The organism is Streptomyces sp. NPDC048612 (genome assembly GCF_043199295.1).
Taxonomy (GTDB): domain Bacteria; phylum Actinomycetota; class Actinomycetes; order Streptomycetales; family Streptomycetaceae; genus Streptomyces.
Genome location: NZ_JBICVV010000010.1, coordinates 169,518 through 193,244 on the forward strand (window position 1 = coordinate 169,518; position 23,727 = coordinate 193,244).

19 protein-coding genes are annotated in these 23,727 nt (G+C 71.2%); 13 read left to right on the plus strand and 6 right to left on the minus strand.

What is annotated here, in order from left to right:
• Positions 1 to 20: 20 nt before the first annotated feature.
• From ACGFN2_RS17825 to ACGFN2_RS17835, 3 genes are read right to left on the minus strand one after another with little or no spacing between them, the layout of a single operon-like run.
• Complete coding sequence (locus tag ACGFN2_RS17825; RefSeq protein WP_393361243.1) at positions 21 to 1,226, minus strand: 3-deoxy-7-phosphoheptulonate synthase; 1,206 nt, start codon at positions 1,224 to 1,226, stop codon at positions 21 to 23.
• Entirely contained in the window at positions 1,223 to 3,208 is a 1,986-nt protein-coding gene (locus ACGFN2_RS17830) for an anthranilate synthase family protein (protein WP_393361246.1), read from the minus strand. The genes ACGFN2_RS17825 and ACGFN2_RS17830 overlap by 4 nt, the downstream gene beginning before the upstream one ends.
• On the minus strand, positions 3,205 to 3,870 hold the full coding sequence (locus tag ACGFN2_RS17835) for an isochorismatase family protein (protein WP_393361249.1): 666 nt from the start codon (positions 3,868 to 3,870) through the stop codon (positions 3,205 to 3,207). The genes ACGFN2_RS17830 and ACGFN2_RS17835 overlap by 4 nt, the downstream gene beginning before the upstream one ends.
• A 388-nt stretch (positions 3,871 to 4,258) precedes the next feature.
• Here ACGFN2_RS17835 and ACGFN2_RS17840 point away from each other — a divergent pair, with 388 nt between their 5' ends.
• Entirely contained in the window at positions 4,259 to 5,353 is a 1,095-nt protein-coding gene (locus ACGFN2_RS17840; protein WP_393361252.1) for a phenazine antibiotic biosynthesis protein, read from the plus strand.
• Complete coding sequence (locus ACGFN2_RS17845) at positions 5,353 to 6,747, plus strand: aldehyde dehydrogenase family protein (protein ID WP_393361255.1); 1,395 nt, start codon at positions 5,353 to 5,355, stop codon at positions 6,745 to 6,747. The genes ACGFN2_RS17840 and ACGFN2_RS17845 overlap by 1 nt, the downstream gene beginning before the upstream one ends.
• A gap of 72 nt (positions 6,748 to 6,819) precedes the next feature.
• Here ACGFN2_RS17845 and ACGFN2_RS17850 read toward each other — a convergent pair whose 3' ends face one another.
• A complete protein-coding gene (locus tag ACGFN2_RS17850; RefSeq protein WP_393361258.1) occupies positions 6,820 to 8,049 on the minus strand; it encodes a cytochrome P450 in 1,230 nt (409 codons plus the stop codon).
• 210 nt (positions 8,050 to 8,259) lie between these two features.
• Here ACGFN2_RS17850 and ACGFN2_RS17855 point away from each other — a divergent pair, with 210 nt between their 5' ends.
• From ACGFN2_RS17855 to ACGFN2_RS17905, 11 genes are all read left to right on the plus strand, one after another.
• On the plus strand, positions 8,260 to 8,613 hold the full coding sequence (locus ACGFN2_RS17855; RefSeq protein WP_393361261.1) for a YybH family protein: 354 nt from the start codon (positions 8,260 to 8,262) through the stop codon (positions 8,611 to 8,613).
• A gap of 52 nt (positions 8,614 to 8,665) precedes the next feature.
• A complete protein-coding gene (locus ACGFN2_RS17860; RefSeq protein WP_393361264.1) occupies positions 8,666 to 10,123 on the plus strand; it encodes an MFS transporter in 1,458 nt (485 codons plus the stop codon).
• 34 nt (positions 10,124 to 10,157) lie between these two features.
• Complete coding sequence (locus tag ACGFN2_RS17865) at positions 10,158 to 10,511, plus strand: phosphopantetheine-binding protein (protein ID WP_393361267.1); 354 nt, start codon at positions 10,158 to 10,160, stop codon at positions 10,509 to 10,511.
• Positions 10,501 to 13,005 carry a type I polyketide synthase gene (locus ACGFN2_RS17870; RefSeq protein ID WP_393361270.1) on the plus strand — a complete coding sequence of 835 codons (2,505 nt, stop codon included), beginning with the start codon at positions 10,501 to 10,503 and terminating at the stop codon, positions 13,003 to 13,005. Before ACGFN2_RS17865 ends, ACGFN2_RS17870 begins: the two co-directional genes overlap by 11 nt.
• Positions 13,006 to 13,054: 49 nt before the next feature.
• Positions 13,055 to 15,136 carry an acyltransferase domain-containing protein gene (locus ACGFN2_RS17875; protein WP_393361273.1) on the plus strand — a complete coding sequence of 694 codons (2,082 nt, stop codon included), beginning with the start codon at positions 13,055 to 13,057 and terminating at the stop codon, positions 15,134 to 15,136.
• Between the two features lie 11 nt (positions 15,137 to 15,147).
• Positions 15,148 to 16,245 carry an aldo/keto reductase gene (locus ACGFN2_RS17880; protein WP_393361276.1) on the plus strand — a complete coding sequence of 366 codons (1,098 nt, stop codon included), beginning with the start codon at positions 15,148 to 15,150 and terminating at the stop codon, positions 16,243 to 16,245.
• 55 nt (positions 16,246 to 16,300) lie between these two features.
• Positions 16,301 to 16,693 (plus strand): lipocalin-like domain-containing protein, encoded by a 393-nt coding sequence (locus ACGFN2_RS17885; protein ID WP_393361279.1) that lies wholly within the window; start codon positions 16,301 to 16,303, stop codon positions 16,691 to 16,693.
• A 92-nt stretch (positions 16,694 to 16,785) separates the two neighbouring features.
• Entirely contained in the window at positions 16,786 to 18,168 is a 1,383-nt protein-coding gene (locus tag ACGFN2_RS17890) for an FAD-binding oxidoreductase (RefSeq protein ID WP_393361282.1), read from the plus strand.
• Positions 18,169 to 18,391: 223 nt separating this feature from the next.
• Positions 18,392 to 19,426 carry a 3-oxoacyl-[acyl-carrier-protein] synthase III C-terminal domain-containing protein gene (locus ACGFN2_RS17895; RefSeq protein ID WP_393361285.1) on the plus strand — a complete coding sequence of 345 codons (1,035 nt, stop codon included), beginning with the start codon at positions 18,392 to 18,394 and terminating at the stop codon, positions 19,424 to 19,426.
• A gap of 20 nt (positions 19,427 to 19,446) precedes the next feature.
• Positions 19,447 to 21,312 (plus strand): HAD-IIIC family phosphatase, encoded by a 1,866-nt coding sequence (locus ACGFN2_RS17900; protein ID WP_393361288.1) that lies wholly within the window; start codon positions 19,447 to 19,449, stop codon positions 21,310 to 21,312.
• 2 nt (positions 21,313 to 21,314) lie between these two features.
• Positions 21,315 to 21,569 (plus strand): phosphopantetheine-binding protein, encoded by a 255-nt coding sequence (locus ACGFN2_RS17905; protein WP_393361291.1) that lies wholly within the window; start codon positions 21,315 to 21,317, stop codon positions 21,567 to 21,569.
• 92 nt (positions 21,570 to 21,661) lie between these two features.
• On the opposite strand, the gene ACGFN2_RS17910 is transcribed toward ACGFN2_RS17905, so the two are convergent.
• A complete protein-coding gene (locus ACGFN2_RS17910) occupies positions 21,662 to 22,309 on the minus strand; it encodes a M23 family metallopeptidase (RefSeq protein WP_393361294.1) in 648 nt (215 codons plus the stop codon).
• Positions 22,310 to 22,435: 126 nt separating this feature from the next.
• A complete protein-coding gene (locus ACGFN2_RS17915; RefSeq protein ID WP_393361297.1) occupies positions 22,436 to 23,722 on the minus strand; it encodes a glycosyltransferase in 1,287 nt (428 codons plus the stop codon).
• Between the last annotated feature and the right edge of the window lie 5 nt (positions 23,723 to 23,727).

The window sequence follows — 23,727 nt, forward strand, 5'->3', positions numbered from 1 at the left end:
GGCCCTCCTCCTGTCCCGCCTCACACGCCCACCGGAGTCGCCAACTCGGCCACCAGACGGCCGAGTTCCCGCGTTTGGCTGCGGTTGAGACGGGGATCGCAGGCCGACTCGTAGCGACATGGCACATCCCTGAGCCCCACCCCTGCGCCGACGCATTCGGTGACCTCCTCGCCGGTCATCTCCAGGTGCAGGCCGCCGGGGTGGGTACCGAGCGCCCGGTGCACCTCGAAGAAGCCGGTGACCTCGTCCAGGACGGTGTCGAAGTGACGGGTCTTGTGCCCGGACGGCGCGCTGAAGGTGTTGCCGTGCATCGGGTCCGTCACCCAGGCGACCGGTGCCCCCGCCGCGGTGACGCTCTCCACCAGGCCCGGCAGCACGTCCCGTACCCGCTCGGCGCCCATCCGTGCGATGAAGGTCAGCCGGCCGGGTTCCCGGCCGGGATCGAGCCGCTCCACGAGGGCGAGCAACTCCTGCGGCGTGGCCGTCGGACCGACCTTCACCGCGACGGGGTTGCGCAGGCGGGACAGGAAATCGATGTGCGCACCGTCCGCGTTCCGGGTCCGCTCTCCCGCCCACAGCAGGTGGCCGGAGCCGGAGTACGCCTCACCTGTGCGGGCGTCGGTACGGGCCAGCGGGCGCTCGTAGTCGAGCAGCAGCGCCTCGTGCGAGACGAACAGCTCCCGGCACGCGGCCTGCCCGCCGTGCTCGGCGAGCAGCGAGCGCACCACGTTGAGCGTCGCGCCCGACGCCGCGTACATCTGGAGCATCCGGTGCGGGTCGGGGGTGCGGGCCCCCGCGGTGAACTGAAGGCCGTTCACGGCGTCGCCCCGGTACGAGGGCAGTGTCACCCCGTCCTTGGTTTCGACGGGCTGGGACCGCGGCTTGGCGTACTGGCCGGCCAGCCGGGCCACGACCACGACGGGCAGGAACATGGCCTCGCTCAGCTCGTCCGCCGTCGCGAACAGAGTGTCCATCTTGCGTGAGACGGCATCGAGAGACAGGTCCCGGAAGGTCTCGGCGCAGTCGCCACCCTGCAGCACGAACGCGTCGCCGAGTGCGACGGCCGCCATCCGCCGCCGCAGGGTGTCGCACTCCGCGGGCAGCACCAGCGGCAGCCCGGCGGCGAGCCGCTCCGTGACCGTCGCCAGCTCGGCGCCGTCGGGCCATACCGGCTGCTGCAAGGCTTCCGGGGCGGTGGTGGGCGAACTGACCAGGAGCGCACTCATGCGACGACCTCACGATCCGTGGAAGAGAGAGAAGATTCCAAAAACGCCTGCCCGTGTGGGAAGACGCCGCTGACCAGCCGTTCCAAGATGCTCACGCCGCCGCGTGACATGACCGACTCCGGGTGGAACTGCACGGACGCGAACCCCGCGCCGCGCAGCCCGTACACCTCACCGGTGACGGGATGCCTGGCGACTTCGACCAGGCCGGGCCGTTCGGGTGGGCCGGGGAAGACATCCGCCGCGCTGACGGCGGTGAACGTGTTGTAGAAGTAGACGTCCTCACGCTGCCCGAACAGCTCGATGCTGCGCTGCACCCCCTGGTGGGGCACCTCCTTGCGCCGGAGCTCCAGGCCGAGGACGCCGCTGAGTGCCTGGTGGCCCAGGCACACCGACAGGAACGGGGTGCCGCGCGCCAGCAACTCCCGGGTGAGGGAGCGCAGATGGGCGATCTTCGGCTGACCGGAGTCCCGGGGATCACCCGGTCCGGGGCCGACCACGACGAGGTCGTTGCCGTCGATCTCGTATGCCTCGTCGAAACGGCGGACGCGTACATCGAGCCCCAGCGAACCCATCAGGTCCGCGCCCATAGCGGTGAAGGTGTCCTCCGCGTCCACGAACAGCACGCGCAGTCCCGCCAGCGGGGAATCACGCCGCCGCCGCTCGGGGGCGGTGCGCCAGAACGGTGCCAGCGGCTCGTTGCGGGCGGCCAGAGCCGAGCTCACCGCCGGCATCAGGGTCAGTCGGCGGGCCGCCGCTGCGGCCGGGGAGACCTCACCCGGCTCGGCGCCCCGGCCCGCGCCGGGTCCGCCGTGGACCACGCCGAGAAGTCCGGCGGCCTTGGCCCGGGTCTCGGCGGCCTCGCTGTACGGGTCCGAGTCGCGTACCACCGTCGCACCGACGCTCAGCCGCAGCCTTCCGGAGCGGTCGACGTCGGCCGTACGGATGAGGATGGCCGAGTCCAGCGCACGGTCCCCGTCCGCGTCACGGCCCACGAGTGCCGCGACCCCCGCGTAGTAACCGCGGCCATCGGGCTCGTACTTGGAGATCACCTGGCAGGCGCTCTCCAGCGGGCTGCCGGTCACAGTCGGCGCGAACAGCGTCTCGTGGAGGATCTCCCGTGCGTCGAGGCGGGAGCGGCCCTCGACGAAGTACTCGGTGTGCGCGAGCCGGTCCATCGCGCGCAGCCGCGGCCCGAGCACCCTGCCACCGCCCTCGCACACCCGGCTCATCATCTTCAGTTCCTCGTCGACGACCATGTAGAGCTCATTGGCTTCCTTGCGGTCGGCCAGGAACTCCAGCACCCCGTCCGCCGACGGGCCGGACGGCGGATAGCGGTAGGTGCCGCTGATCGGGTTCATCACCGCCGTACCGGAGTCCACCGTGATGTGGCGCTCCGGGCTTGCGCCGATCAGGGTGCGGTCCCCGGTGTGGACCAGGAACGTCCAGTACGCGCCCGCCGCGTGGCGCAGCAGCCGGCCGAAGAGGGCCAGCGCCGTGCGCGGCGACCAGTGGTCGAGCTGCGTGGCGAAGGTGCGCTTCAGCACGAAGTTCGCCCCTGCACCGGCGCCGATCTCCTCGTCGATCACCCGTCGGACGACGTCGGCGTACGCGTTGTCGTCCAGGTCGAACCCCAGGTCGTGGGCGGTGACCGGGACGTCGGGGAGACGTGCGAGCACCTCGTCGACGGGGGCGGCGGCCTGCCGGGCGATGTCCATGACGAGCAGCGGCGTGCCGTCGTCGGGGGCCTCGAAGCCCCGCTCGGCGATCTGCCGGTACGGCAGCAGCACCAGCGCCTCGTGGCGGTTGCGGCCGCCCTCGGGCGGGAGGGGGACGTCCGCGATGACGTCGGCCTCGCGTAGGTCGCCGGTGAGCAGCTCCACCCGGCCGCCGTCCGCCTCCGGGCGGTGCAGCAGCGCGAAGGCGACCGGCGGCGCCGGACCGGTCAACTCGTCCAGCAGGCAGTGGTCCGGGTGTCCGGTCATCGCAGGGCTCCTGTGGTCTCGAGCGCCAGCGCGTCCAGCACCGTGTCGGTGGGCACGACCATGGCGCAGCGTTTCGCGGCGTACTCCAGCGCCATCCGGTGCTCTTCGGCAGAGAAGTCGGCGACGGCGTCGGCGACGAGGAACGGCTGGATGTCGTGGGCGAAGGCCTCGCACGCGGTCTGCAGCAGCCCGACGTGTGCGTATACCCCGCACAGCACGAGTTGGTCGCGGCCGCTCGCGCGCATCAGATCAAGCAGGCCGGTGCGGAAGAAGGCGCTGGGCCGCCACTTGACGAAGACCGTGTCCTCGGCGGCCGGCGCGAGCGCCCCCGGAATGTCCCGGTCGGCAGCAGTGGCCCGCATGCCCGGACCCCAGAAGTCCGCGAGCAGGCCGCGCTGTTCGGGGGTCATGTCACCGGGCTGCGCGGTGTAGGCCACCGGCACACCGGCTGTGGCGGCTGCTTTGCGCAGGGCGGCCGCATGGGCCGTCAGCTCGGTCCCTGGGGACCGGCCGGCGAAGAATCTCAGGAAGTAGTGCTGCATGTCGTGGACGAGCAGCAGCGCACGGCGCGGGTCGACCGTCCACGAGGCGGTGTTCTCCGGCAGCCGGTCGGCCGTCGGCATGGCGTAGGCGGGGATGACGGGGATGGCGGCGTCGGCCATGGAGTCGTCTCCTTCGAGTGGCCTGGTGTCACGGGCCTGAAGCATGGGCCGCGGGGGTGGTTGGCCCTCGGCTCCGATGAGCACACCATCCGGGGGGCCGGAGTTCGTGAGTGGCCGTCACTCAAACCGGTCTGGTACGGGGTGGGGCCAGGCACGCAGGGCGGGGCGTCGCCACGACGTCGTGCGGCAGCAGCCGGCCGGACAGCAGCAGGCCGGGGAGCAGGGCGATCAGGACCGCCGCTGCCGGTGAAGGGGCCGAAGCACCGGCAGTCCGTCAGAGGGCACGCCGCCGAGCGACCGGCGGTGCGGATGAGTGGTGGCTACTCACGCCCGGTCCGGCCCCCGCGTGGTCTGGTGGAGCAGCCAGTCCCGCGACCAAGGAGAGACCGTGTCGACAGCAGCCCATCCGGTTCTGGACCTCCCGTTCGACAGTCACCCCGACCCGGAGGAGTTCATCCGTGCCGCGATGGAGTGGCACTTCCATCCGGATACCGGTTCGCCCTATTGGCTGGAGCGGGCCAAATCGCTGGACTTCGATCCGCGTACGGACGTCAAGAGCCACGACGACCTTCAGCTCTTCCCGAACGTCGTCAACGAGATGCGTGAGGTGCCCGTCCACGCCCTGATACCCAAGGGCTACGGACCGCGCCCCGACGTCGTGGGCGTCTACGAGAGCGGCGGTACCACCGGAGCCCCCAAACGCGTGGTGTGCACCCGGGACTGGATGGAGCGCCTGGTCGAATGGAGCAACGCCAACCTGGACGAGCACGGCTTCCCCAGGGGCGTCGACTGGCTTGGCCTGACCCCCTCCGGCCCGCACATCGTCGGTGAGATCTTCCGCCGGTCCGCCGCCACCCACGGCCGTCACGGCTTCCAGGTCGACCTCGATCCGCGCTGGGTGAAGAAGCTCATCGCCGACGGCAGGGGCGATCAGGCCGACGCCTACGCGGAACACGTCATCGACCAGGCCGAGTTCATCCTGCGGACCCAGGAGATCGGGGTCCTCACCATCACCCCCGCTCTCCTGGAACGGTTGGTGCGCCGTGAGGACCTGGTCGCGCTGGTCAACGAGAAGGTGAGGGCGATCCGCTGGGGCGGAACCCAGCTGGACCCCGACACCCACCACCTCTACCGCACCGAGATCTTCCCCGAGACCGCCCTGTACGGCCACTACGGCAGCACCATGATCATGGGGATCGCCGGCCAGCGGCCCGGCTCCGGCGACTCCTGTGTCTTCGACACCTTCTCGCCGTACGTCACCTTCTCGGTCGTCGACCCGGCCACCCGTCGCCCGGTGCCCTACGGCGAGCGCGGACAGGTTGTCATGAATCACGTCTCCAAGGCGTTGCTCCTCCCCAACAACCTGGAGCGCGACCTCGCCACCCGCGTCGAGCCGGTCGGCGGCCACGTCGGTGACGCGGCCGCCGACATCGCCCCGGTCGGGCGCTTCGAGAACGAGGCAGTCATCGAGGGGGTGTACTGATGGTGGCGTCGCAGGAGACCGATCGGACCGACGGTCTGATCCAGCTGGACGTGCTGGGGCCGTCGGGAACCTACCGTTCCCGCAACCGGACCACCGTGCCGGATGTCTCCGGCCGGCCGGCCGTGGAACTCTCCCTCGCGCCCGCCGTGTACGTCGACCGGGCAATGACCGCGCTGCGCAGGGCCCGGCCGCTGCCGGTGGACGAGCGGGTCGCTGCCATCGTCCGCGCCGGGCGGCTGTTCGCCACCGGGACCATCAACGGTCTGACCGTGGGGGAGTACGAGTACGCGGTGAGCCGCGTGGGCGGGGTACCCATCCAGGTGGTCCGCGCCGCCACCCGCACCGCACTGGAGCGCTCCGCGCAGCTCCACCACGGGTTGCAGCATGCCCGCCCCTGGGGCGCGGTGGGCGACTGGCGCGACCCGCTCACCCGCGCCGGGCGAGCCGTGTGGACCCGGCGCGGTGAGGTCTTCGCGGTACACGCCGCCGGCAACCACCCAGGCACCCACACTCTTTGGCCCGAGGCACTGGCCCTCGGCTACCGCGTCGCAGTACGCCCCTCGCGCCGTGAGCCGTTCACCCCTCACCGCCTCGTGACCGCGTTGCGCATGGCCGGATTCGGCGAGGACCAGGTGGTCCTGCTGCCTACCGACCACGCCGCCGCGGAGGCCCTGCTGCGCGGCGCCGATCTCGCCTACGGCAGTGACGAGGTCATCCGCCAGTACGCCGGCGACCCCGCGGTGCTGCCGCTCATCCCGGGCCGCTCCAAGATCCTGCTCACGGCGGACACTGACTGGCGTGAGCATCTGGACACCGTCGTCGACTCGATTGCTCACCATGGCGGAACCGGCTGCGTCAACGCCACCGCCGTCCTCGTAGAGGGCGACCCCACCCCGGTCGCCGAGGCGATCGCCGAGCGTCTCTCGGCTCTCCCCAGTCTGCCGCCCGAGGACGACAGGGCGATCCTTCCGGTCCAGTCGGCCGTCTCCGCGCGGGCGCTGGAGAAGTACGTGCGCGACCGGGCCGTTGGCGCCCTCGCCCATCTGGGCGGCGACGGCTTCGTCGAGGAACTCGGCGACGGCAGCGCGGTGCTGCGTCCCGTCGTCCACCAGCTGGAGCGCGCCGACGATCCCCGGGCCGGTGCCGAACTTCCCTTCCCCTGCGTGTGGGTGGCGCCCTGGTCGCGGGAGGAAGGTGTCGCGCCGCTGCGTGACACCTTGATCCTCGGGGCGTACACCGAAGATGACCGGCTCATCGACGCGTTCCTCGACGAGCCCACCATCGCCAACGTGTACATCGGTGACCACCCCACGTACTGGACGGCCACGGGCATCCCGCACGATGGCTACCTCGCGCACTTCCTGATGCGTACCAAGGGCGTCATCCGCGGTTGAACGGCCCAGCCCACAACGGGTGATGCCCGGCTCCTTGCGGAGACCGGGCATCACCCGTTGTGCATCCTGCGGTCACCAGGTGACGGGCAGTTCCACCAGCCGCTTGTTGACCGCCGCCGGGTGGAAGCGCAGCGAGTCGTCCGGTACGGCCAGCCGCATGCCGGGGAAGCGCTCGCGCAGCGCCCGCAGAGACTCCTGCAGCTCGATCCGGGCCACCGGGGCGCCCAGGCAGCGGTGTACCCCGTAGCCGAAGGCCAGGTGATGGGCGACCGTGTCGCGGTCCGGGTCGTGGCGGCGCGGCCCGGGGAAAGCGTCGGCGTCGAAGTTGGCAGCCTGGGTCGCGGCGATCACGATGTCGCCGGCCCTGATCGTGACCCCGCCCAGTTCGACGTCCTCGGTCGCCTTGCGCGCCAGAGTGCCGCCGTAGTCGCCGATGGGCAGCCTCCGGATCAGCTCCTCCACCTCCGCCGCCAGCTTCTCGGGGTCCTCGGGCAGGCCGCGCAGCCCCTCGGGGCTTGCCAGCACCTCCCTCAGAACCAGCCCCAGTTGGGCCACGGTCGTCTCGAACCCGGCGACCAGCAGGGTGCCGCCAAGGGCGACGATCTCCTGATCGGTGAGCACGTCCTCGGCCTCACCGTCCGCACCGCCCCGGGCCAGGACGCTGAGCAGGTCGTCCCGCGGGTCGGCACGCCGTTCTCGCACCAACTCGCCGATGTAGGAAAGGAGTTCGGTGTGGGCCGAGGTGTCGGGGGTGCCGGTTCCGGTGATCGGCGCGTGGAGCCCGTCCCGCCACTTCTCGATCCGGTGCCGGTCCTCCAGTGGCACGCCCAGGATCTCGCCGATGACGCGCATCGGCAGCACCATGCAGAAGCTCTCGCACAGGTCGGCGGGGGCCGGCTGCTGCGCCAGGTCGTCGAGCAGCTCACCGGTCATCTCCGCGATACGCGGCCGCAGGCGTGCGATTCGGGCTTCCGTGAAGCCCCGCGCGGCGACCCGGCGCAGGCGAGTGTGGTCCGGTGGGTCCAGATTGAGTATCGAGGTGCCCACGGCCTCGACGGCCAGCAGGTGGCCCCCGGGGTCGCGGACCGCCTCCTGCCGGGAGAACCGCGGATCGGTGAGTGCCGTGCGTACCTCCCGGTACCCGGCGATCAGCCAGGCGGGACGACCACTGGGCAGCCGTACCTGGGTGACCGGTTCCCCGGCCGCGATCCTGGCGTAGTCCTCGGCCGCGTCCGCGCGCCTTTCGGCGCCCCGGAGCGGGAATTCCGGCAGCTGCCGGCCGGTCGTGCTCGTCGCGATCATTCAGATTCCTCCCGTTCGAACGCAGCAGCCGGAACCGTACGGTGCGGCTTCGAAAGCGAGCAAGTATCCGCAGTTGCCCACGGAATTCACCCTGCAAAGCAGCACAGGTCACCGGGGCGTCAGTTGCTCTATAGACCCGCTATGGGACTTCTGGAGGCCGTGCGGCCCAGGATGCCTGTACCACCGGAACCCGTAGGGAAAGAGCTGGAAATGACTGCTGCACGTGAAAAGGCCGCCGCTCCCGGGGATTTGGCCCGGCTTTTCGTCGAGCGCGCCAATGCCGGGGACCTCGAAGGGCTGGTGGAGCTCTACGAACCCGACGCGGTAGTCGCCCTTCCGGGCGGCCGCACGGTCGCCGGACAGGCTGCGATCCGTGCCGCGTACGAGCAGATGCTGGCCAGGAAGCCCGAGTTCGGCCCCGGCACCGCACTGCCCACCATCGTCAGCGGCGACTGGGCGCAGACCGCCTCGCGCACCGATGACGGCGGGGCCCGTGCCGAGGTCGCCCACCGGCAGTCCGACGGCAGCTGGCTGATCGTCCTCGACCGGCCCTTCTTCGCCTGACGCGGACCGGGGGACCGGCGCTGGACGCGACGACGCGACAAGGAGCACCGACGTGAAGAAGTGGCGCGGCAACCCGTGGGCGATGCTGGTGACGCTCTCCCTCGGCTACTTCATGACCATGCTCGACGTGACCATCATCAATGTCGCCGTGCCGAGCATCTCCGACGATCTCCACGCCACACTCGACGACATCGCCTGGGTGGTCAACGGCTATGTTCTCGTGCTCGCCGTCCTGCTGATCACCGCTGGACGGCTCGGTGACGTGTGGGGCCCCCGGAACCTCTTCCTCGTCGGGACCGCCCTGTTCACGCTGTCTTCCGTCACCTGCGGGCTCGCCGCCACCCCGGGGCAGCTCATCGCCAGCCGCTTCCTGCAGGGACTGGGCGCCGCACTCTTGCTGCCACAGACGATGACCACGATCATCGCCACCTTCCCGGCCGGGAAGCGGGGCACGGCCCTCGGCGTGTGGGGCTCCATCACCGGCATCGCCACTGTGGTGGGCCCGACCGCGGGCGGGCTGCTCGTCACCTTCGCCGGCTGGCGCTGGGTGTTCCTGATCAACGTGCCGATCGGGCTGGCGGTCCTGCTTCTCGGACCACTGCTGTTGACGGACGTCCGCCCCGGCAAAAAGGGCAGGATCGACGTCCTCGGCGTGGCGCTGTCCACCGCCGGACTGCTGTTGCTCACGTACGGGCTGACCGAGGGCAGCCGCTACCACTGGGGTACCGTGCGTGGCCCGGTCACCATTCCCGGGATCGTCGGCGGCGGCGCTGTTCTCCTGTTGCTGTTCCTGGTGGACCAGACACGCAAGCAGCACGCACGGGGCAAGCACGGCCGGCACAGCAGACCGCGCCGCGATCCGCTCATCCCCTTCACCCTGTTCCGCCATCGCGACTACACCTTGATGAACGCGGTCATCGTGCTGATCTCGGTCGCGGTGGTCGGCGTGTATCTGCCGCTGAACATGCACATGCAGTCCGCGTTGGGCTACAGCGCCCTGCAGGCGGGCCTGCTGATGGCCCCGCAGGCGGTGGTCTCGGCCTTCGTCGCGCCGTTCGCGGGGCGGCTGGCCGACCGGATCGGCGGTAAGTACGTCCTGACCTCGGGACTCACCCTCTACACGCTCGGCACCGCAACGGTCCCGCTCGTGGTGGCCGTCAACGGGCCCTGGTACGCGTACCTGCCCGGCTTCCTCGTCGCGGGCGTCGGAGTCGGCGGCACCTTCGGGCCGCTGCAGACCGTGGCCACCCACAGCATCCCGCCACAACTCGCCGGGGCCGCCTCCGGTGTCATCAACAGCAACCGCCAGTTCGGCTCGGTCCTGGGCGGCCTGCTCGTCGCGACCGTGCTCCCGGCGCTCCACGCGACCCTCCTCATCAGCATCGGCGCACTCGTCGTCGCGGTACTGCTGTGCATGTGCGCGGGACGGTCCGTGGGCAACCGAGGAGAAACACCAGTTGCACAGGCGGAGCCGAAGCCGCTGACCGCGGCCCGCACTTATCAGCACTGAATTCGTCAAGCCACGAAAGACTTGGGAGAAGACCGTGATTTCTCATCCCCCGGCAACGGACACCGAGCGTGTTCTCGCCGGCATTTGGAGCGAGGTCCTCGAACTTTCCGAGGTCGGAGTGGAGGAGAACTTCTTCGACCTTGGCGGCCATTCCGTCCTGCTGCACATGGTCCAGGACCGGATCACCACCCGGCTCGGCAAGAACCCCCCTCTCGTGGACCTCTTCCAATACCCCACGGTCCGCGGCCTCGCGGGTCATCTCGACGGGGGCGTCGCAGGGGAGCCGCTGCGCCGTGAAGCCCTGCGCTCCGGCGGCCGTGCCCGGCTGGCCGGCCGCCGTGACCGCCGGACGCGTACCGAAACGGGAGGCACCGGCGATGGCAAGTGACCCCATGCACCAGAAGGAGCACGACGACGGCGACGACTCGCTCGTCGCCGTCATCGGCTTGGCCTGCCGCTACCCGGGTGCCGACGGCCCCGACGCGTTCTGGCACAACCTCAGCCACGGTATGGAGACCGTCACCCGCTTCCCGCGCCGCCCCGCGCCGCGTGGCGGCACCGAGTACACCCCTGCCCGCGGGCTGCTGAAGGACCCGGAGTGGTTCGACGCGGGGTATTTCGGCTACTCGCCGCGCGAGGCACGCCTGCTCAACCCCCAGCACCGGGTCTTCCTGGAGTGCGCGGTCGAGGCACTGGAGGACGCCGGCCACGACCCCGCGCGCCACCCTGGTTCCATCGGCGTCTACGCCGGCAGCACCGACACCGCGTACGCGCAGGTCCTCAAGGACCGCCAGGACGAGCTGCCCTCGGTCACCGACATGGAGATCCTGGTCGCCAATGCACCCGACTACCTGGCCTCCCGGGTCGCCTACAAGCTGGGGCTGCGCGGGCCCGCCGTAGTGGTGCAGGCCGCCTGTGCCACCTCGTTGGTGGCCGTGCACACCGCTGTTCAGGCGTTGCTGTCCGGCGACTGCGAGATGGCCCTCGCGGGCGGCGTCGCCGTCCGGGTCCCGGCCAAGGAAAGCCCGTACATCGAGGGCGGGATCATCTCCGCCGACGGCACCTGCCGTACCTTCGACGCCGCCGCGGGCGGCACCGTGGGCGGTGACGGCGCCGGCATCGTCGTCCTCAAGCGGCTCGGTGACGCGCTGGCCGACGGCGACCGAATCCGCGCCGTGCTCCGCGGCTCGGCCGTCAACAACGACGGCTCGAACCGGGTCGGGTTCACCGCGCCCAGCGTCGAGGGGCAGGCCGCGGTGGTACGTGACGCCCAGCTCGTCGCCGGGGTCGACGCCCGGACCATCACCTACGTCGAGGCCCACGGCACGGCGACCCCGGTCGGTGACCCCATCGAGATCGCCGCCCTCACCAAGGCCTTCCGTGCGGACACCGATCACACCGGCTTCTGCCGGATCGGCGCGGTGAAGTCCAACATCGGGCACACCGACGCCGCGGCCGGTGCGGCCGGACTCATCAAAACCGTGCTGTCCCTCGAACACGGAGTGCTCCCGCCGAGCCTCAACTTCACCGCGCCCAACCCCGCCATCGACTTCGCATCGAGTCCCTTCACCGTGGCCACCACCCTGGAGGAGTGGCAGCCCGAGGGAGGGGTCCCACGGCGGGCCGGGGTGAGCTCCTTCGGCATCGGCGGCACCAACGCCCATGTCATCCTGGAACAGGCCCCCGAACCGGCCCCGCCGGGCCCCGCCCGCCCCTGGCAGCTGCTTGTGGTCTCCGGCGGCACCGAATCCGCCGTGGAAGCCGCGACGGGCCGGATCGCCGCGCATCTGCGGGCCCACCCCGACGTGCCGCTCGCCGACGTGGCCTGGACCCTGCAGACCGGCCGGCGTGAGCTTCCCGTCCGGCGGTACGCCGTGGTCAACCGCTCAGAGGACGCGGTGCGGGTGCTCGGAGGGCTGGACCGCGGGCGGCTGGTCGGCTCCGCCGGCCGTCCTCGGACCGGGCCGGTCACCCTGGTGTTCCCGGGTACGGTGACGTCCGAGCAGACCGGCGAACTGTACGAGGGGGAGTCGGCTTTCCGCCGGGCGGTCGACGAGTGCCTGGCGGTGGCCGGCGTCCGCGACGAGATACCTGCCGAACTCGACGTCTTCGCGACCGAGTTCGCCCTGGCCCAACTGTGGGCGGCGTGGGGTGTGCGGCCGGCAGCGGTTGCCGGTCACGGCACCGGGGTCCTGGTCGCCGAGACGGTGGCCGGGGCGTACACCCTCCGGGACGCGGTGCGCAGGGTCATCGACGGGGACGGGACCGGCCCGGGAACAACGGGCGGGAGCACGAAGGGCACCCCCCGCATCCCCGTGCTGCCGAACGTTCCGCGCCCCCCCGTCGGCGACAGCGACCACACCGTGCTGCCCGTCCTCACCGACGCGACGGGCCACCCCGGTGTCCTTGCCGCGCTTCTCGACGCCCTCGGCCGGCTGTGGCTGGCCGGCACACCGGTGGACTGGACCGGCGTGCACGAGGAAATGCCGCGCCTGCGGGTCCCACTGCCGGTCTATCCCTTTCAGCGCGAGCGCTACGTCGTCGAGCCGGCGGGGCAGACCGCGACCGAGCAGGTGTCCCCGGTCGAGTCGGCGCCCGCGCAGGCAGTGGAGGACGCCGGTGCCCCAGGGACCCTCCCGGCCGTCGCCGAACTGTTCGCGCAGACCCTCGGACTCGACGACATCGACCCCGACGACAGCTTTTTCGATCTCGGTGGAGATTCCCTCATCGCCACCCAGCTGCTGGCCCGTGCCCGTGAACTGTTCTCGGTGGAGCTGGACACCGGCGCGCTGTACGAAGCGCAGACAGCGGCCGAGCTCACCGAGCTGATCGATGAGCGGCGGGGCCGCCGGGGCGCCGCCGAGCCGGCGTCGGCGGCGTGACCACAGGGCGCCGACCCCAGCGCCCCACGTTCTGAAAGGAGCACCAGGAATGAATGCCGGTACGCCGAGGGCCGCAGCCGCCCGCGGCGGCGGCCGGTGGCTGGTCACCCGCACCCGCCGCCCGGACGCCATCGCGGACCTCTACTGCTTCGTCCATTCCGGAGGATCGCCCGGAGAGTATGTGCGCTTCGGCGACGACCTGCCCGAACTACAGGTGTACGGACTGCAGCTGCCCGGCCGCGCCTCGCGGCGCGCCGAGCCCGCCGTCACCGGCATGCCAGAGCTTGTCGATGCCGTGGTCGGGGCCCTCGACCCACGACGGCCGTTCGCCTTCCTCGGACACAGCCTCGGCGGCCTGGTGGCCTTCGAAGTGACCCGGGCACTGCGGGACCGCGGCCGGGAGCTGCCGCGACGGTTGTACCTGTCGTCCAGCCCGCCGCCCCCGCACACCCGAGGCGCGACTGTGCTCCACACCCTCCCGGACGAGGAACTGCTCGCCGAGATCGAACGGCGCTGGGGTGAGCTGCCGGCCCAGGTCCACACCGACGCCACGCTGCGCGAGATCGCACTGGAGGCGTTCCGGTCCGATCTCGCGATCTTCGAGACCTACCGGTACGAGCCGGGCCCACCGCTGGAGGTACCGGTCTCCGTCTTCGCGGGCGACCAGGAGCGCGAGACCCTGCACATCGAGAACTGGCAGGCCCACACCACCGGCCCGTTCGACGTCACCCACCTGCCCGGTGGTCACTTCTATTTCCGCGACCCGCAGCAGCGCCACGCACTGCTCGGCCGGATAAGGGAGGGCATGGCTGTCCCGCCCGGCGCCGCGGTCACGACCGCGACCACGGCGCCGGCCTCCGAAGCGGTCACCGTGCTCGGCCGGGCCGGGGGGTACCACCTGCTGATGCTGGCCGCGGACACCCCGCAGTCCCTCGATGACGCGACCGGACGGATGCGGGACCACCTGGCCGGAGCAGGGCCCGCGCCCGCCCCCGGCGCCGGAGCCGAAGAGGGCGCGGTACTGCCGTACCGCCGGTTCGCCGCCGGGGAGACCCACCAGGCCCTGGTGAGGGCCCTTGCCAAGCCGGCCACGCCGACGCCGAAGGCGGACGGACCCCGAGTCGCCTTCGTCTTCCCCGGCCAGGGCTCCCAGTACGCCCGTATGGGACTGCGGCTCGCTCAGGAACTCCCGCTGTTCGGGGCGGAGTTCGACGCGTGCCTGACCCTGCTGGAGAAGGAGTCGGGGCACGACCTGCGCCCCGTCTTGGAGGCTGCGGCCGGCGACGGACTCCAGCAGACCGGCGTCGCCCAACCGGCCCTCTTCGTCCTGGAGTACGCCTTGGCCAGGACCTGGCAGCGACTCGGTGTGCGGCCCGCCGCGATGGTCGGGCACAGCCTCGGCGAGTACGTCGCCGCCACCCTCGCCGGGGTCATGCCGGTGCGCGAGGCCCTGGGCTTCGTGGCGCTGCGGGCCCGGCTGATGCAGCGGGCGCCGGCCGGCGCGATGCTGGCGGTGCCGCTGCCGGAGGAAAGGCTGGCCCGGTACCTCGAACTGGGCGCCGACCTCGCCACGGTGAACGCTCCGGCGTCCTGTGTGCTGGCCGGAACCGAGGAGACCATCGCCCGCGTCCAGGACATGCTGACCGCGGCCGGGACCCCCGGCCGGCGGCTGCGTGTCTCGCACGCCTTCCACAGCAGGCTCATGGACGGCTGTGTGGACGAACTGCGCGAGGCTGCCGCCCGGATCGGCCTGCGGCCGCCCACCGAGCGCTTCGTCTCGGGGGTCACCGGCACCTGGATCACCGCGGACCAGGCCACCGACCCCGACTACTGGGCCCGTCATCTGCGGCAGCCGGTGCGGTTCTCGGAGGCGGTGGGCACCGTACTGGCCGAAGCTCCGGATGTGATCCTGGAGACCGGCCCCGGCCCTGCCCTGACCAGCCTCGTCAAGCGCCGCTCCGATCTGCCGCCGCACACCCTGGCCCTTTCCTCGCTGCCGCACCCCGGCGGCCGGACACCGGAGCCGGCGGGCCTGCTGGCCACGCTCGGCAGGCTCTGGGAGGCCGGAGCCTCCGTGGACTGGCAGGCGCTCGGTGCGGACCACTCCCCCGTCGTTCCCCTGGCCGCCTGAGGAGGCATGCCGTGCGCTATCAGACCTTCGGACGGAACACGGGCCTGCGCGTGTCGGAGTACGCACTCGGGACGGGCAATTTCGGTACCCGTTGCGGCGAGAGCGGCAAGGGCTCACAGCTGCTGTGGGCCAGGCGCGGCGCGGGTGCCGACCGGCACACGGCCCGGACGCTGTTCGAGCGCTTCGCCGAGGCGGGGGGCAACTTCGTCGACACCGCGGACTGCTATCAGTTCGGCGAGGCGGAGGAACTGCTCGGCGAGTTCCTCGCTGCCGACCGGGACCACTTCGTACTGTCGACCAAGTTCACCAACGGCACGTCGCCGCAGCCCCGGGTCACCGGGACCGGCAACAGCCGCAAGACCATGGTGCGCTCCGTCGAGGCCAGTCTGAAACGACTGGGTACCGACTACATCGACCTGTACTGGACCCACTTCCCCGACGATCTCACGCCCGTTGAGGAGATTCTGGCGGCCTTCGACGACCTCGTTCGTGCCGGGAAGATCCTTTACGCGGGGCTCTCCAACTTCCCTGCGTGGCGGATCGCCCGTGCCGCCACCATGGCGGACCTGCGGGGCTGGTCGCCGCTGATCGGCGTGCAGACCGAGTACAGCCTGACCCAGCGCACCCCTGACCGGGAGCTGCTGCCGATGGCGGAGAGCCTCGGGCTGGGCGTCGCCATGTGGTCGCCGCTGGGCGGCGGGCTGCTCACCGGCCTGTACCGGCGGGGCGCCGACGGCTGGGTCAGCGACGGCAAGCGGGCTATCCGAGGCGGCGATGGTGGCCGCCAGGAGGCGGTCGTCGACGTGGTGCGGGCTGTCGCAGAGGAGACCGGGGCGCCTGCCGCCCAGGTCGCTGTCGCCTGGGTGCGCGAACGCGCCCGGCGGGCTGCCACCGCCCTGGTGCCCGTCATCGGCCCCCGCAGCCCTGGACAACTCGACGACTACCTCGCCGCCCTCGACCTCACCCTCACCGACGAGCAGTACGCCCGGCTGTGTGCGGCGGGCACGGTGCCCGCGGGCGCGCCCCATGAGGTCAACGCTCTCGCCCGGGACGCGGTACTCGGCGGCGATCCGGGCCGGGTGACCGCCCCCGCTGTCCCCGTGCCGTGAGCCGGAGGCCCGCAGACACGAAGACCACCGGGAACGGACGGAGTGACAGGACACGATGACGGCACAGGAACTCGTCGGGGTATGGCGGCTGGAGTCCTTCCGCGACATCGACGGCACAGGAACACCGCAGGAAGGGCCGCTCGGGCCCGAGCCACGGGGGCTGCTCTTCTACTCGGCCGACGGCCACGTCTCCGTGACCATGATGCGCACCGGGCCCGCCCACACCGAACGCAGCAACTACATGAGTTACGCGGGCACCTGGCGACGTGAGGGGGACCGTGTTGTTCACACCATCGACGTTGCCCCTGAGCCGGGCTGGCTGGGTACGGAGCAGTCCCGTGACCTCGAACTGGAAGGCGACGAGCTGGTGTTGCACGGCAACGCTCTGGTCGGTCGGCCGCAGCGCAGGGTCCTGCGCTGGCGGCGCGTCGCCGGTGACGCCGGCTGATAAACCCTGCGGGTGTGCAAGGGGCCGGACAGTGGACTTCGGATGGACACGGGGGCAGGGTGAGGACCCGCCCCCCGGAAAGGAACGAGCAGATGAGCGTCGACGTGGAAGCGCTGACCGCCACGGTGCGAGGGCCCGTCCTGCAGCCCGGCAGTGACGGCTATGACGAGGAGCGGGCCGGCTTCCAGGCCGGATTCCAGCACCGCCCCGCAGTCATCGTCGGAGCAACCGGCGCCGAGGACGTGCGTGCCGCGGTCCGTTTCGCCGCCGAGCGCGGAATGCCCGTCGCCGTGCACTCCACGGGGCACGGCATCGTCACCGCCCTGGACGGCGAAGGCGTTCTGATCAGCACGCGCCGCATGACGGGCATAGAGGTCGACGCCGAGAACCGCACCGTGCGCATCGAGGCCGGTGCGCGCTGGGGCCAGGTGATCGAGAAGACCGCTCCGCACGGGCTCGCCCCGCTCAACGGCTCCGCCCCGCACGTCGGCGTCGTGGGGTATCTGCTCGGCGGCGGAACGGGAATCATGGGCCGCGAGTTCGGCTACTCCTGTGACCATCTGCGAGCCGTCGATCTCGTCACGGCCGACGGCACACCGCACCATGTCACCCCGGACTCGGACCCCGACCTGTTCTGGGCGCTGTGCGGCGGCGCCGGGAACTACGGCGTGGTCACCGCCGTCGAGACCGACCTGTTCCCGGTCGCCCGGTTCTACGGCGGTGGGCTCTACTTCGAGGCGGACGACCCCGTCGGGATGCTGCGGGCCTACCGGGAGTGGACGCTGACCGCGCCCGAGCAGCTGACCTCCTCGATCGGGATGATGTTCTATCCGCCGATGCCGGTCTTCCCCAAGGAGTTGCAGGGGCGGTACGTCGCCGAGATCCGCATCGTCTTCAACGGTGACCCGGCGGACGGCGAGCAGCTGGTGGCCCCGCTGCGCGCACTCGGGCCGCGCCTCATCGACTCCCTCCGGGAGATGCCGTACGAGGAAGCCGGCTCCGTTTACCACGATCCGGACTTCCCCCACCCCTACTTCGGCGGGAACGTGCTGCTGCGTGAGCTCGATCCCACCGCACTGCAGACCCTCATGGATCTCGCGGGCCCCGGCTCGGCCGTCCCGTGCATCATCGACATCCGCCACCTCGGCGGCGCATTCTCCCGCCCGCCGGCCCACGCCGGCGCGGTCGGCGGACGCGAGGCCCAGTACATCCTGCGCGTGATGACCGGCGGGGCACCGGCCCCCGCCGAGGCCGTGCGCGCCGCCCACCAGCGGGTCTACGACGCGATGAAGCAGTGGACCGTGGGGCGCAGCCTCAACTTCGTCTACCACGACGGCTCTCCTGTGGACGAGGAGCAGGTACGTGAACTGTTCGACGCGGATGCCTATGAGCGGCTCGCACGCATCAAGGCGCGCCACGACCCGGACAACCTGTTTCGTTTCACCCACAACATCAAGCCTGCCGAACGAAACTGACGACCGGTAGCAACATCCCCCGTGCTACCGGTACTCCGGCCCCGGCCTCCACAGGCCGGGGCCGGCTCTTTTTCCCGTCCATTTCTATATTGGCTCCATATTCAATCTCCTGAAGGAACTGAATTCCTCTGTAATTGCTCGAACGTCGTTCCCTCTGCCGCTATTCGGCCCCTAGCATGGTCAAAGCGTGAGTGACTGATCGGCAATGTGGAGGAGATGCCTGATGGGCGACCGCCCTGTGGAGTTCGGTATATCGGACTTCGGATTCGCATTCGGAGAGGACCAGGACGTCGAAAAGGTCGCCAAGGACTACGTTGACGACCCCGAGCGGGTGCTGCAGTGGGGCTGCGCCACGTTCCACCGGGCCCCGGACGGCGTGTACGCGGTCGACCTTGCCGCTGAGGCGGCCGAACAGGCGCTGGAGCGCGCGGGCATCGGTGCCGACGAGGTCGACCTGGTCGCGCTGGCCACTGCGGAGAACCCCGAGTACCTGTACTGGGACTCCGCCTCCGCACTCGCCCGGGCGCTGAAGATCAAGAAGACGCAGACCCTGCTCTTCGACAACGAGGGCTGCGGCGCGGGCACCACCGCCTTCGGCCAGATCGCGGGCACCTTGGCCCTCCAGCCCGAGTTGAACACCGCGCTCTTGGTCGTCGTCAACCGCGTCGACGAATACCGCCGCAACCGTATGGCCATCAATCAGTGCGTACACAGCGATGGAGCGGTGGCTGTCGTTCTGCGTCGCGGGCACGGCACTAATCGCTGGCTGACCACCGAACAGTTCACCGACCCCGACCTGGTCGACGGATTCCGCGGTGAATACGGCGGGGCCGTCAACCCTGTTCCCCCGGCGGACTGGAAGAACGTCGACGGCTCCAGCGTGGGATGGTTTCAGGCGCACTTCGGCAAGGACCCGAAGCGGCTGCGGGCGTTCCTTGAGCAGCGTGACGAACGGGTCGCGGAAATCGTCGACCGGGCCTGCGCCAGGGTCGGCCTCACCCGAGCCGATCTGGACCACGTCATCTACATCAACGACGCACGGCCGGGCGCCATCGAGGCCGTCTCCGATCCGCTCGGTCTGCCGATCGAGCGCACCAACGCCGAATTCGCCCGGAACCACGGCCACATGGGCGCCGCCGACCAACTCGTCTCGCTCGGCCTGCACCTGGAACGCGGCGATCTCAAGCGTGGAGAGATCGTAGCGCTATGCGGTATATCAGCCGGTATGCGCTGGATCTGCACTCTGTTCGAGATCTAGCGGACTGTGAGGGGGAAGACATGACCGACACCACTGTGGAAACCGATCTCCTGGCGCTTCTGCGTGACGCCGCGGAAGCCGGCGTGGCACCCGGACCCGCGGTTCGCAGCGAGCTGCTGCAGCTCGACGACCCGAAGAAGGCTCTGCGCGCGGGCAAGATCCTGGAGAGCCTGCGCCCCGAAGGCGGCGAGCTCCGGCCCATACGCGTCGGGATACTGGCCACCTGCACCCTTGGCTCCTATCCCGGCCTCCTGCGGACCGCTCTGGTCGGCGCGGGCGCACTGCCGACCGTCGAGCCCGGCGGATACGGGATGTTCGAGATATCCCTTGCCACCGCCGCGTTCGCCGAGAACGGCGACCCCGACCTCGTCAGCTGTCTGCTGGACGAGTCGTACTTCCTGCCGGAGGACTGGGACGCCACCGATGTCCCCGCCCTGGAGGAGCATCTGGCGACACGCCTTGCCGATCTGCGGCAGCTGCTGTGCACGAGCAACGAACGGTCCTCGGCGACCCTGCTCGTGCACACGCTGCCGCTGCCCGCACGGGTCAGCGACAGCATCATCAGCCGCCGGGCCCGTACCCGGCTGGCGCAGGCGTGGCACAGGCTGAACGCCGACATCCTCGCCCTGGCCGACGACAGCAGCCGGATCGAGGCCGTGGACCTGGCGGGCGCGCTCGCCGAGAACGCGGTACGCGCCCGCGACGACCGCCTCCACGCCTTCGGCGACATGCCGTACACCGACGGGGCGCTCCTCGTGCTCACCCACGAGGTACGCCGGTTCGTGCAGGCCAAGCTGGGCCTGTCCCGCAAGGTCCTCGCGCTCGACCTGGACAACACCCTGTGGGGCGGCGTCCTCGGCGAGGTCGGTGCCGAGGGCGTGGAACTCGGTGGGCTTTACCCGGGCAACTGCTACCAGCAACTGCAGCGCACGGTCACCCGCCTGCGCGACCAGGGTGTCGTGCTGGCACTGGCCAGCAAGAACGACGCCGAACCGGTCGACAAGGCCCTCACCGAACACCCCGAGATGCTGCTGAAGCCCGAGTCCTTCTCCGCCACCGCCGTCAACTGGCAGCCCAAGGCGGGGAATCTGCGTGCCATGGCCGATGCTCTCGACCTGGCCACCGGCTCGTTCGTCTTCATGGACGATTCGCCCTTCGAGCGCGGTCAGGTCGCCGCCGAGCTGCCCGAAGTCGCGCTCGTGCCGGCCGACGGCGATCCGGCGCACCTGGTGCGCTCACTGTTGCGGCACGGGTGGTTCGACGTCATGGAGCTGACCACCACCGACCGCAAACGGCCCGAGCTGTACCGCACCCGGGCCCGGCGCAACGAGTTCGCCGGTGAGCACGGCTCCCCCGAGGAGTATCTGCACGCCCTGGGTCTGGAGCTGACGGCAGCTGAGGCCACTGCCTACTCCGTGCCCCGCATCGCCCAACTCGCCGCCCGTACCAACCAGTTCAACCTCACCGGAATCCGCTACGACGAGCCGGGCACGGCCGCGATGAGTACCGACCCGGCTCATCTGGTCGCCGCGTTCTCGGTGCGTGACCGGTTCGGTGACGAAGGCGTCACCGGCGCCGTCTGGGTGGAGCGCGGTGCCGGCACCTGGCGCGTGACCAACCTGGTGCTCAGCTGCCGGGTGCTGGGCCGGGGTATCGAGCTGGCCATCGCCGGCTGGCTCGCGGACCGGGCCAGGGCGGCCGGCGCCTCGACTCTCCAGGGGAGGTTCGTGCCCTCCGGCAGAAACGGTGTGGCCGCCGAGTTCTGGACCAGGGCCGGGTTCACCCCCACCGACGAGGACGGGGCCTTCGAGCTGGACCTGGCCATGGGGAACGACCCGGCACCCGCATGGATCAACATCGTCGAAAACGAAGAAAGCAGGGCATGATCATGAGTGAACTCGCAGCGACCAGGCTGGCCGTGCTGGAAACCCTCGGCCAGGTTCTCGAAACCCCGGTGGATGATCTCCGGGCCAATCCGGTGCTCGCCTCCCATGCCTGGGACAGCCTGAGGTCCCTGGAGGCCCTCACTCTGCTGGAGGGCCGGCTCGGCGTCGACTTCGACCTCCGTTCCTTCAACGCCGCACGGACTGTCGACGACCTGGTTCACCTCATCATCCCCGGCGAACTGGCAGCCCACCGTTGACCACACCACGGTCACCGTTCCCGTGGCCCCGTGAGGCACGGAATCCCGCACGGTCTCTTCAGCCGGGCGGGATTCCGCCGTTTCGGGGGCCGTTATCGACGGTGGTGCGGCCGGTGGTGGCCGTGGCTGCGGTGGGGCCGGTGGTGGCCCCGGGCGCGGTGCAGGCGGTGGTTGCCGTGTGTGCGGTGGGGGCGGGATCTGGGGGTGTGGGGGGTGAGGTGGATGCCGTGGCGGGCCAGGTAGGGGAGGGGGTTGATGTCTGAGCCGTAGTAGCGGGTGGTGCGGACCTCGAAGTGGAGGTGGGGGCCGGTGGCGCGGCCGGTGGCGCCGCTGTAGCCGAGGTGGGTGCGGGCGCGGACCTTCTGGCCGGGGCGGACCGTGATGCGGGAGAGGTGGCCGAAGAGGGTGTAGCGGCCGTCCTTCATCCGGATCGTCACGGCCTTCCCGTAGGCGCCGGACCGTCTGGCGAGGACCACCGTGCCGGAGCCCACGGACCTGACCTTGGTCCCGGTGCGGACGGCGAGGTCGATGCCGGTGTGGTGACCGGCCTGCCAGGTGCCGCGGACGCCGTAGGGCGAGCTGATGCGGTGGCGGGCCTTCGTGGGGTGGCTCCCGGTGCCCGCGGGGGCGGCGAGGGCCACCTGGGACGCCGCCAGCGCGAGGACGCAGCCGGTGGCGGTCGGGGCTATGGCGAGCAGCAGCATTCTGCGCAGCGGGGTGCTTTTGCGGAACGTGGTCATAGTTGCGAGCCCACGCCTTGTGGCGGGTGGTCGCATCCCGGGGCGGGGCAGCGGCCCGCCGAACGGGTGGCGGGATGTCCGCCGGGCGGGCCCCGCCGGCCGCCCGGCCGTGCTCGCGGCGCGGGCTCAGTCCGTCAGGCGTTCGACCGCCTTGAGGACCTCGCCGGCGCCGTCCTCGGCGGCGAGGCGGTGGGCGGCGGCGCGGGCGTGGTCGCGGCGGGCCGGGGCGGCGGTGGCCTGGGTGAGGGCGTGGGACAGGCGGGTCACGGCGCGGTCCGTGGACAGCTCCTTGAAGGGGATCGGGGCGGTGGCGACGCCCAGGGCGGACAGGCGGGCGGCCCAGAAGGGCTGGTCGGCGGTGACCGGGACCGGGACGGTGGGGGCTCCGGCGCGGACGCCCGCGGCCGCGGTGCCGGCGCCGCAGTGGTGCACCACCGCCGCCATCCGCGGGAAGAGGAGGGCGTGCGGGACCTCGCCGACGGTGAGGAGGTCGGCGTCCGCCGCGGTGTGCCCGGTGGACAGGCCGGCCCAGCCGGACTGGAGGACGCCGCGGAGCTTGGCCCGGCGCAGGGCGGCCGCCGCGATCGTGCTCAGGCGCTCGCCCTCGCCGCCCGCCATGCTGCCGAAGCCGATGAAGACCGGGGGCGGGCCCGCGGCGAGGAAGTCCTCCACGGCGGGCGGGAGTTGGGCGTCCGGCGCGTGCCAGGGCCACCAGTTGCCGACGATGTCGAGGCCGGGCCGCCAGTCCGTGGGGCGGGGCACCAGGACCTCGCTGAAGCCGTGCAGGACCGGCCGGCCGGCGGCCTCGGCGCGGCGGCGGACCGTACGGGGCGTGGCGGGCGGCAGTCCGAGGCGGGCGCGCAGTTCGCGGGCCGCGTCGGCGTAGAGGCGGTCGATGATGCGGAGGGAGAGCCGGCCGGCGGCGCGGTTGCCCCAGCGGCCCAGTGAGCGGCCGCCGCTGACGACCGGGGGGAAGTCACCCGTGGGGGCGCCGGGCACGAGGGGCAGGTCCAGGAACGGGATGCCGCGCGCCTCCGCCAGGTGGTGGCCGAGCGGCGCGGTGGTGGCGGAGAGCAGGAGGAGGCCGGTGTCGTCGTGGACGGCGTCGGCGATGCCGCTGCCCAGTTCTCTGATGAAGGCGGCGGCCTGGCGCATGAGGGCGCCTTTGCCGCCGGGGCCCGTGCGGCGTGCCTGTCCGGTGGCGTCTGTGGTGTCCGCGGTGTCGGTGCGACGGGTGCGGGGGTCGGCGGGCAGCCGGCGGAACTCCAGGCCGGCGGCCCGTACAAGCGCGGAGTAGCTGTCGTGGGTGGCGAAGGCGACCTCGTGTCCGGCGGCGCCGAGCCGGGCGCCCAGGCCGGTGTACGGGGCGATGTCGCCGTAGGAGCCGGCGGCCGTGATCAGGATCTTGGTCATGGGTG

Coding starts and splice junctions, on each gene's coding strand:
- ACGFN2_RS17855 (WP_393361261.1), top strand. CDS start 8,260: ATGACTGCTGCACGTGAAAAGGCCGCCGCTCCCGGGGATTTGGCCCGG.
- ACGFN2_RS17870 (WP_393361270.1), top strand. CDS start 10,501: ATGGCAAGTGACCCCATGCACCAGAAGGAGCACGACGACGGCGACGAC.
- ACGFN2_RS17895 (WP_393361285.1), top strand. CDS start 18,392: ATGGGCGACCGCCCTGTGGAGTTCGGTATATCGGACTTCGGATTCGCA.
- ACGFN2_RS17900 (WP_393361288.1), top strand. CDS start 19,447: ATGACCGACACCACTGTGGAAACCGATCTCCTGGCGCTTCTGCGTGAC.
- ACGFN2_RS17825 (WP_393361243.1), bottom strand. CDS start 1,226: ATGAGTGCGCTCCTGGTCAGTTCGCCCACCACCGCCCCGGAAGCCTTG.
- ACGFN2_RS17905 (WP_393361291.1), top strand. CDS start 21,315: ATGAGTGAACTCGCAGCGACCAGGCTGGCCGTGCTGGAAACCCTCGGC.
- ACGFN2_RS17830 (WP_393361246.1), bottom strand. CDS start 3,208: ATGACCGGACACCCGGACCACTGCCTGCTGGACGAGTTGACCGGTCCG.
- ACGFN2_RS17885 (WP_393361279.1), top strand. CDS start 16,301: ATGACGGCACAGGAACTCGTCGGGGTATGGCGGCTGGAGTCCTTCCGC.
- ACGFN2_RS17875 (WP_393361273.1), top strand. CDS start 13,055: ATGAATGCCGGTACGCCGAGGGCCGCAGCCGCCCGCGGCGGCGGCCGG.
- ACGFN2_RS17845 (WP_393361255.1), top strand. CDS start 5,353: ATGGTGGCGTCGCAGGAGACCGATCGGACCGACGGTCTGATCCAGCTG.
- ACGFN2_RS17890 (WP_393361282.1), top strand. CDS start 16,786: ATGAGCGTCGACGTGGAAGCGCTGACCGCCACGGTGCGAGGGCCCGTC.
- ACGFN2_RS17910 (WP_393361294.1), bottom strand. CDS start 22,309: ATGACCACGTTCCGCAAAAGCACCCCGCTGCGCAGAATGCTGCTGCTC.
- ACGFN2_RS17850 (WP_393361258.1), bottom strand. CDS start 8,049: ATGATCGCGACGAGCACGACCGGCCGGCAGCTGCCGGAATTCCCGCTC.
- ACGFN2_RS17915 (WP_393361297.1), bottom strand. CDS start 23,722: ATGACCAAGATCCTGATCACGGCCGCCGGCTCCTACGGCGACATCGCC.
- ACGFN2_RS17835 (WP_393361249.1), bottom strand. CDS start 3,870: ATGGCCGACGCCGCCATCCCCGTCATCCCCGCCTACGCCATGCCGACG.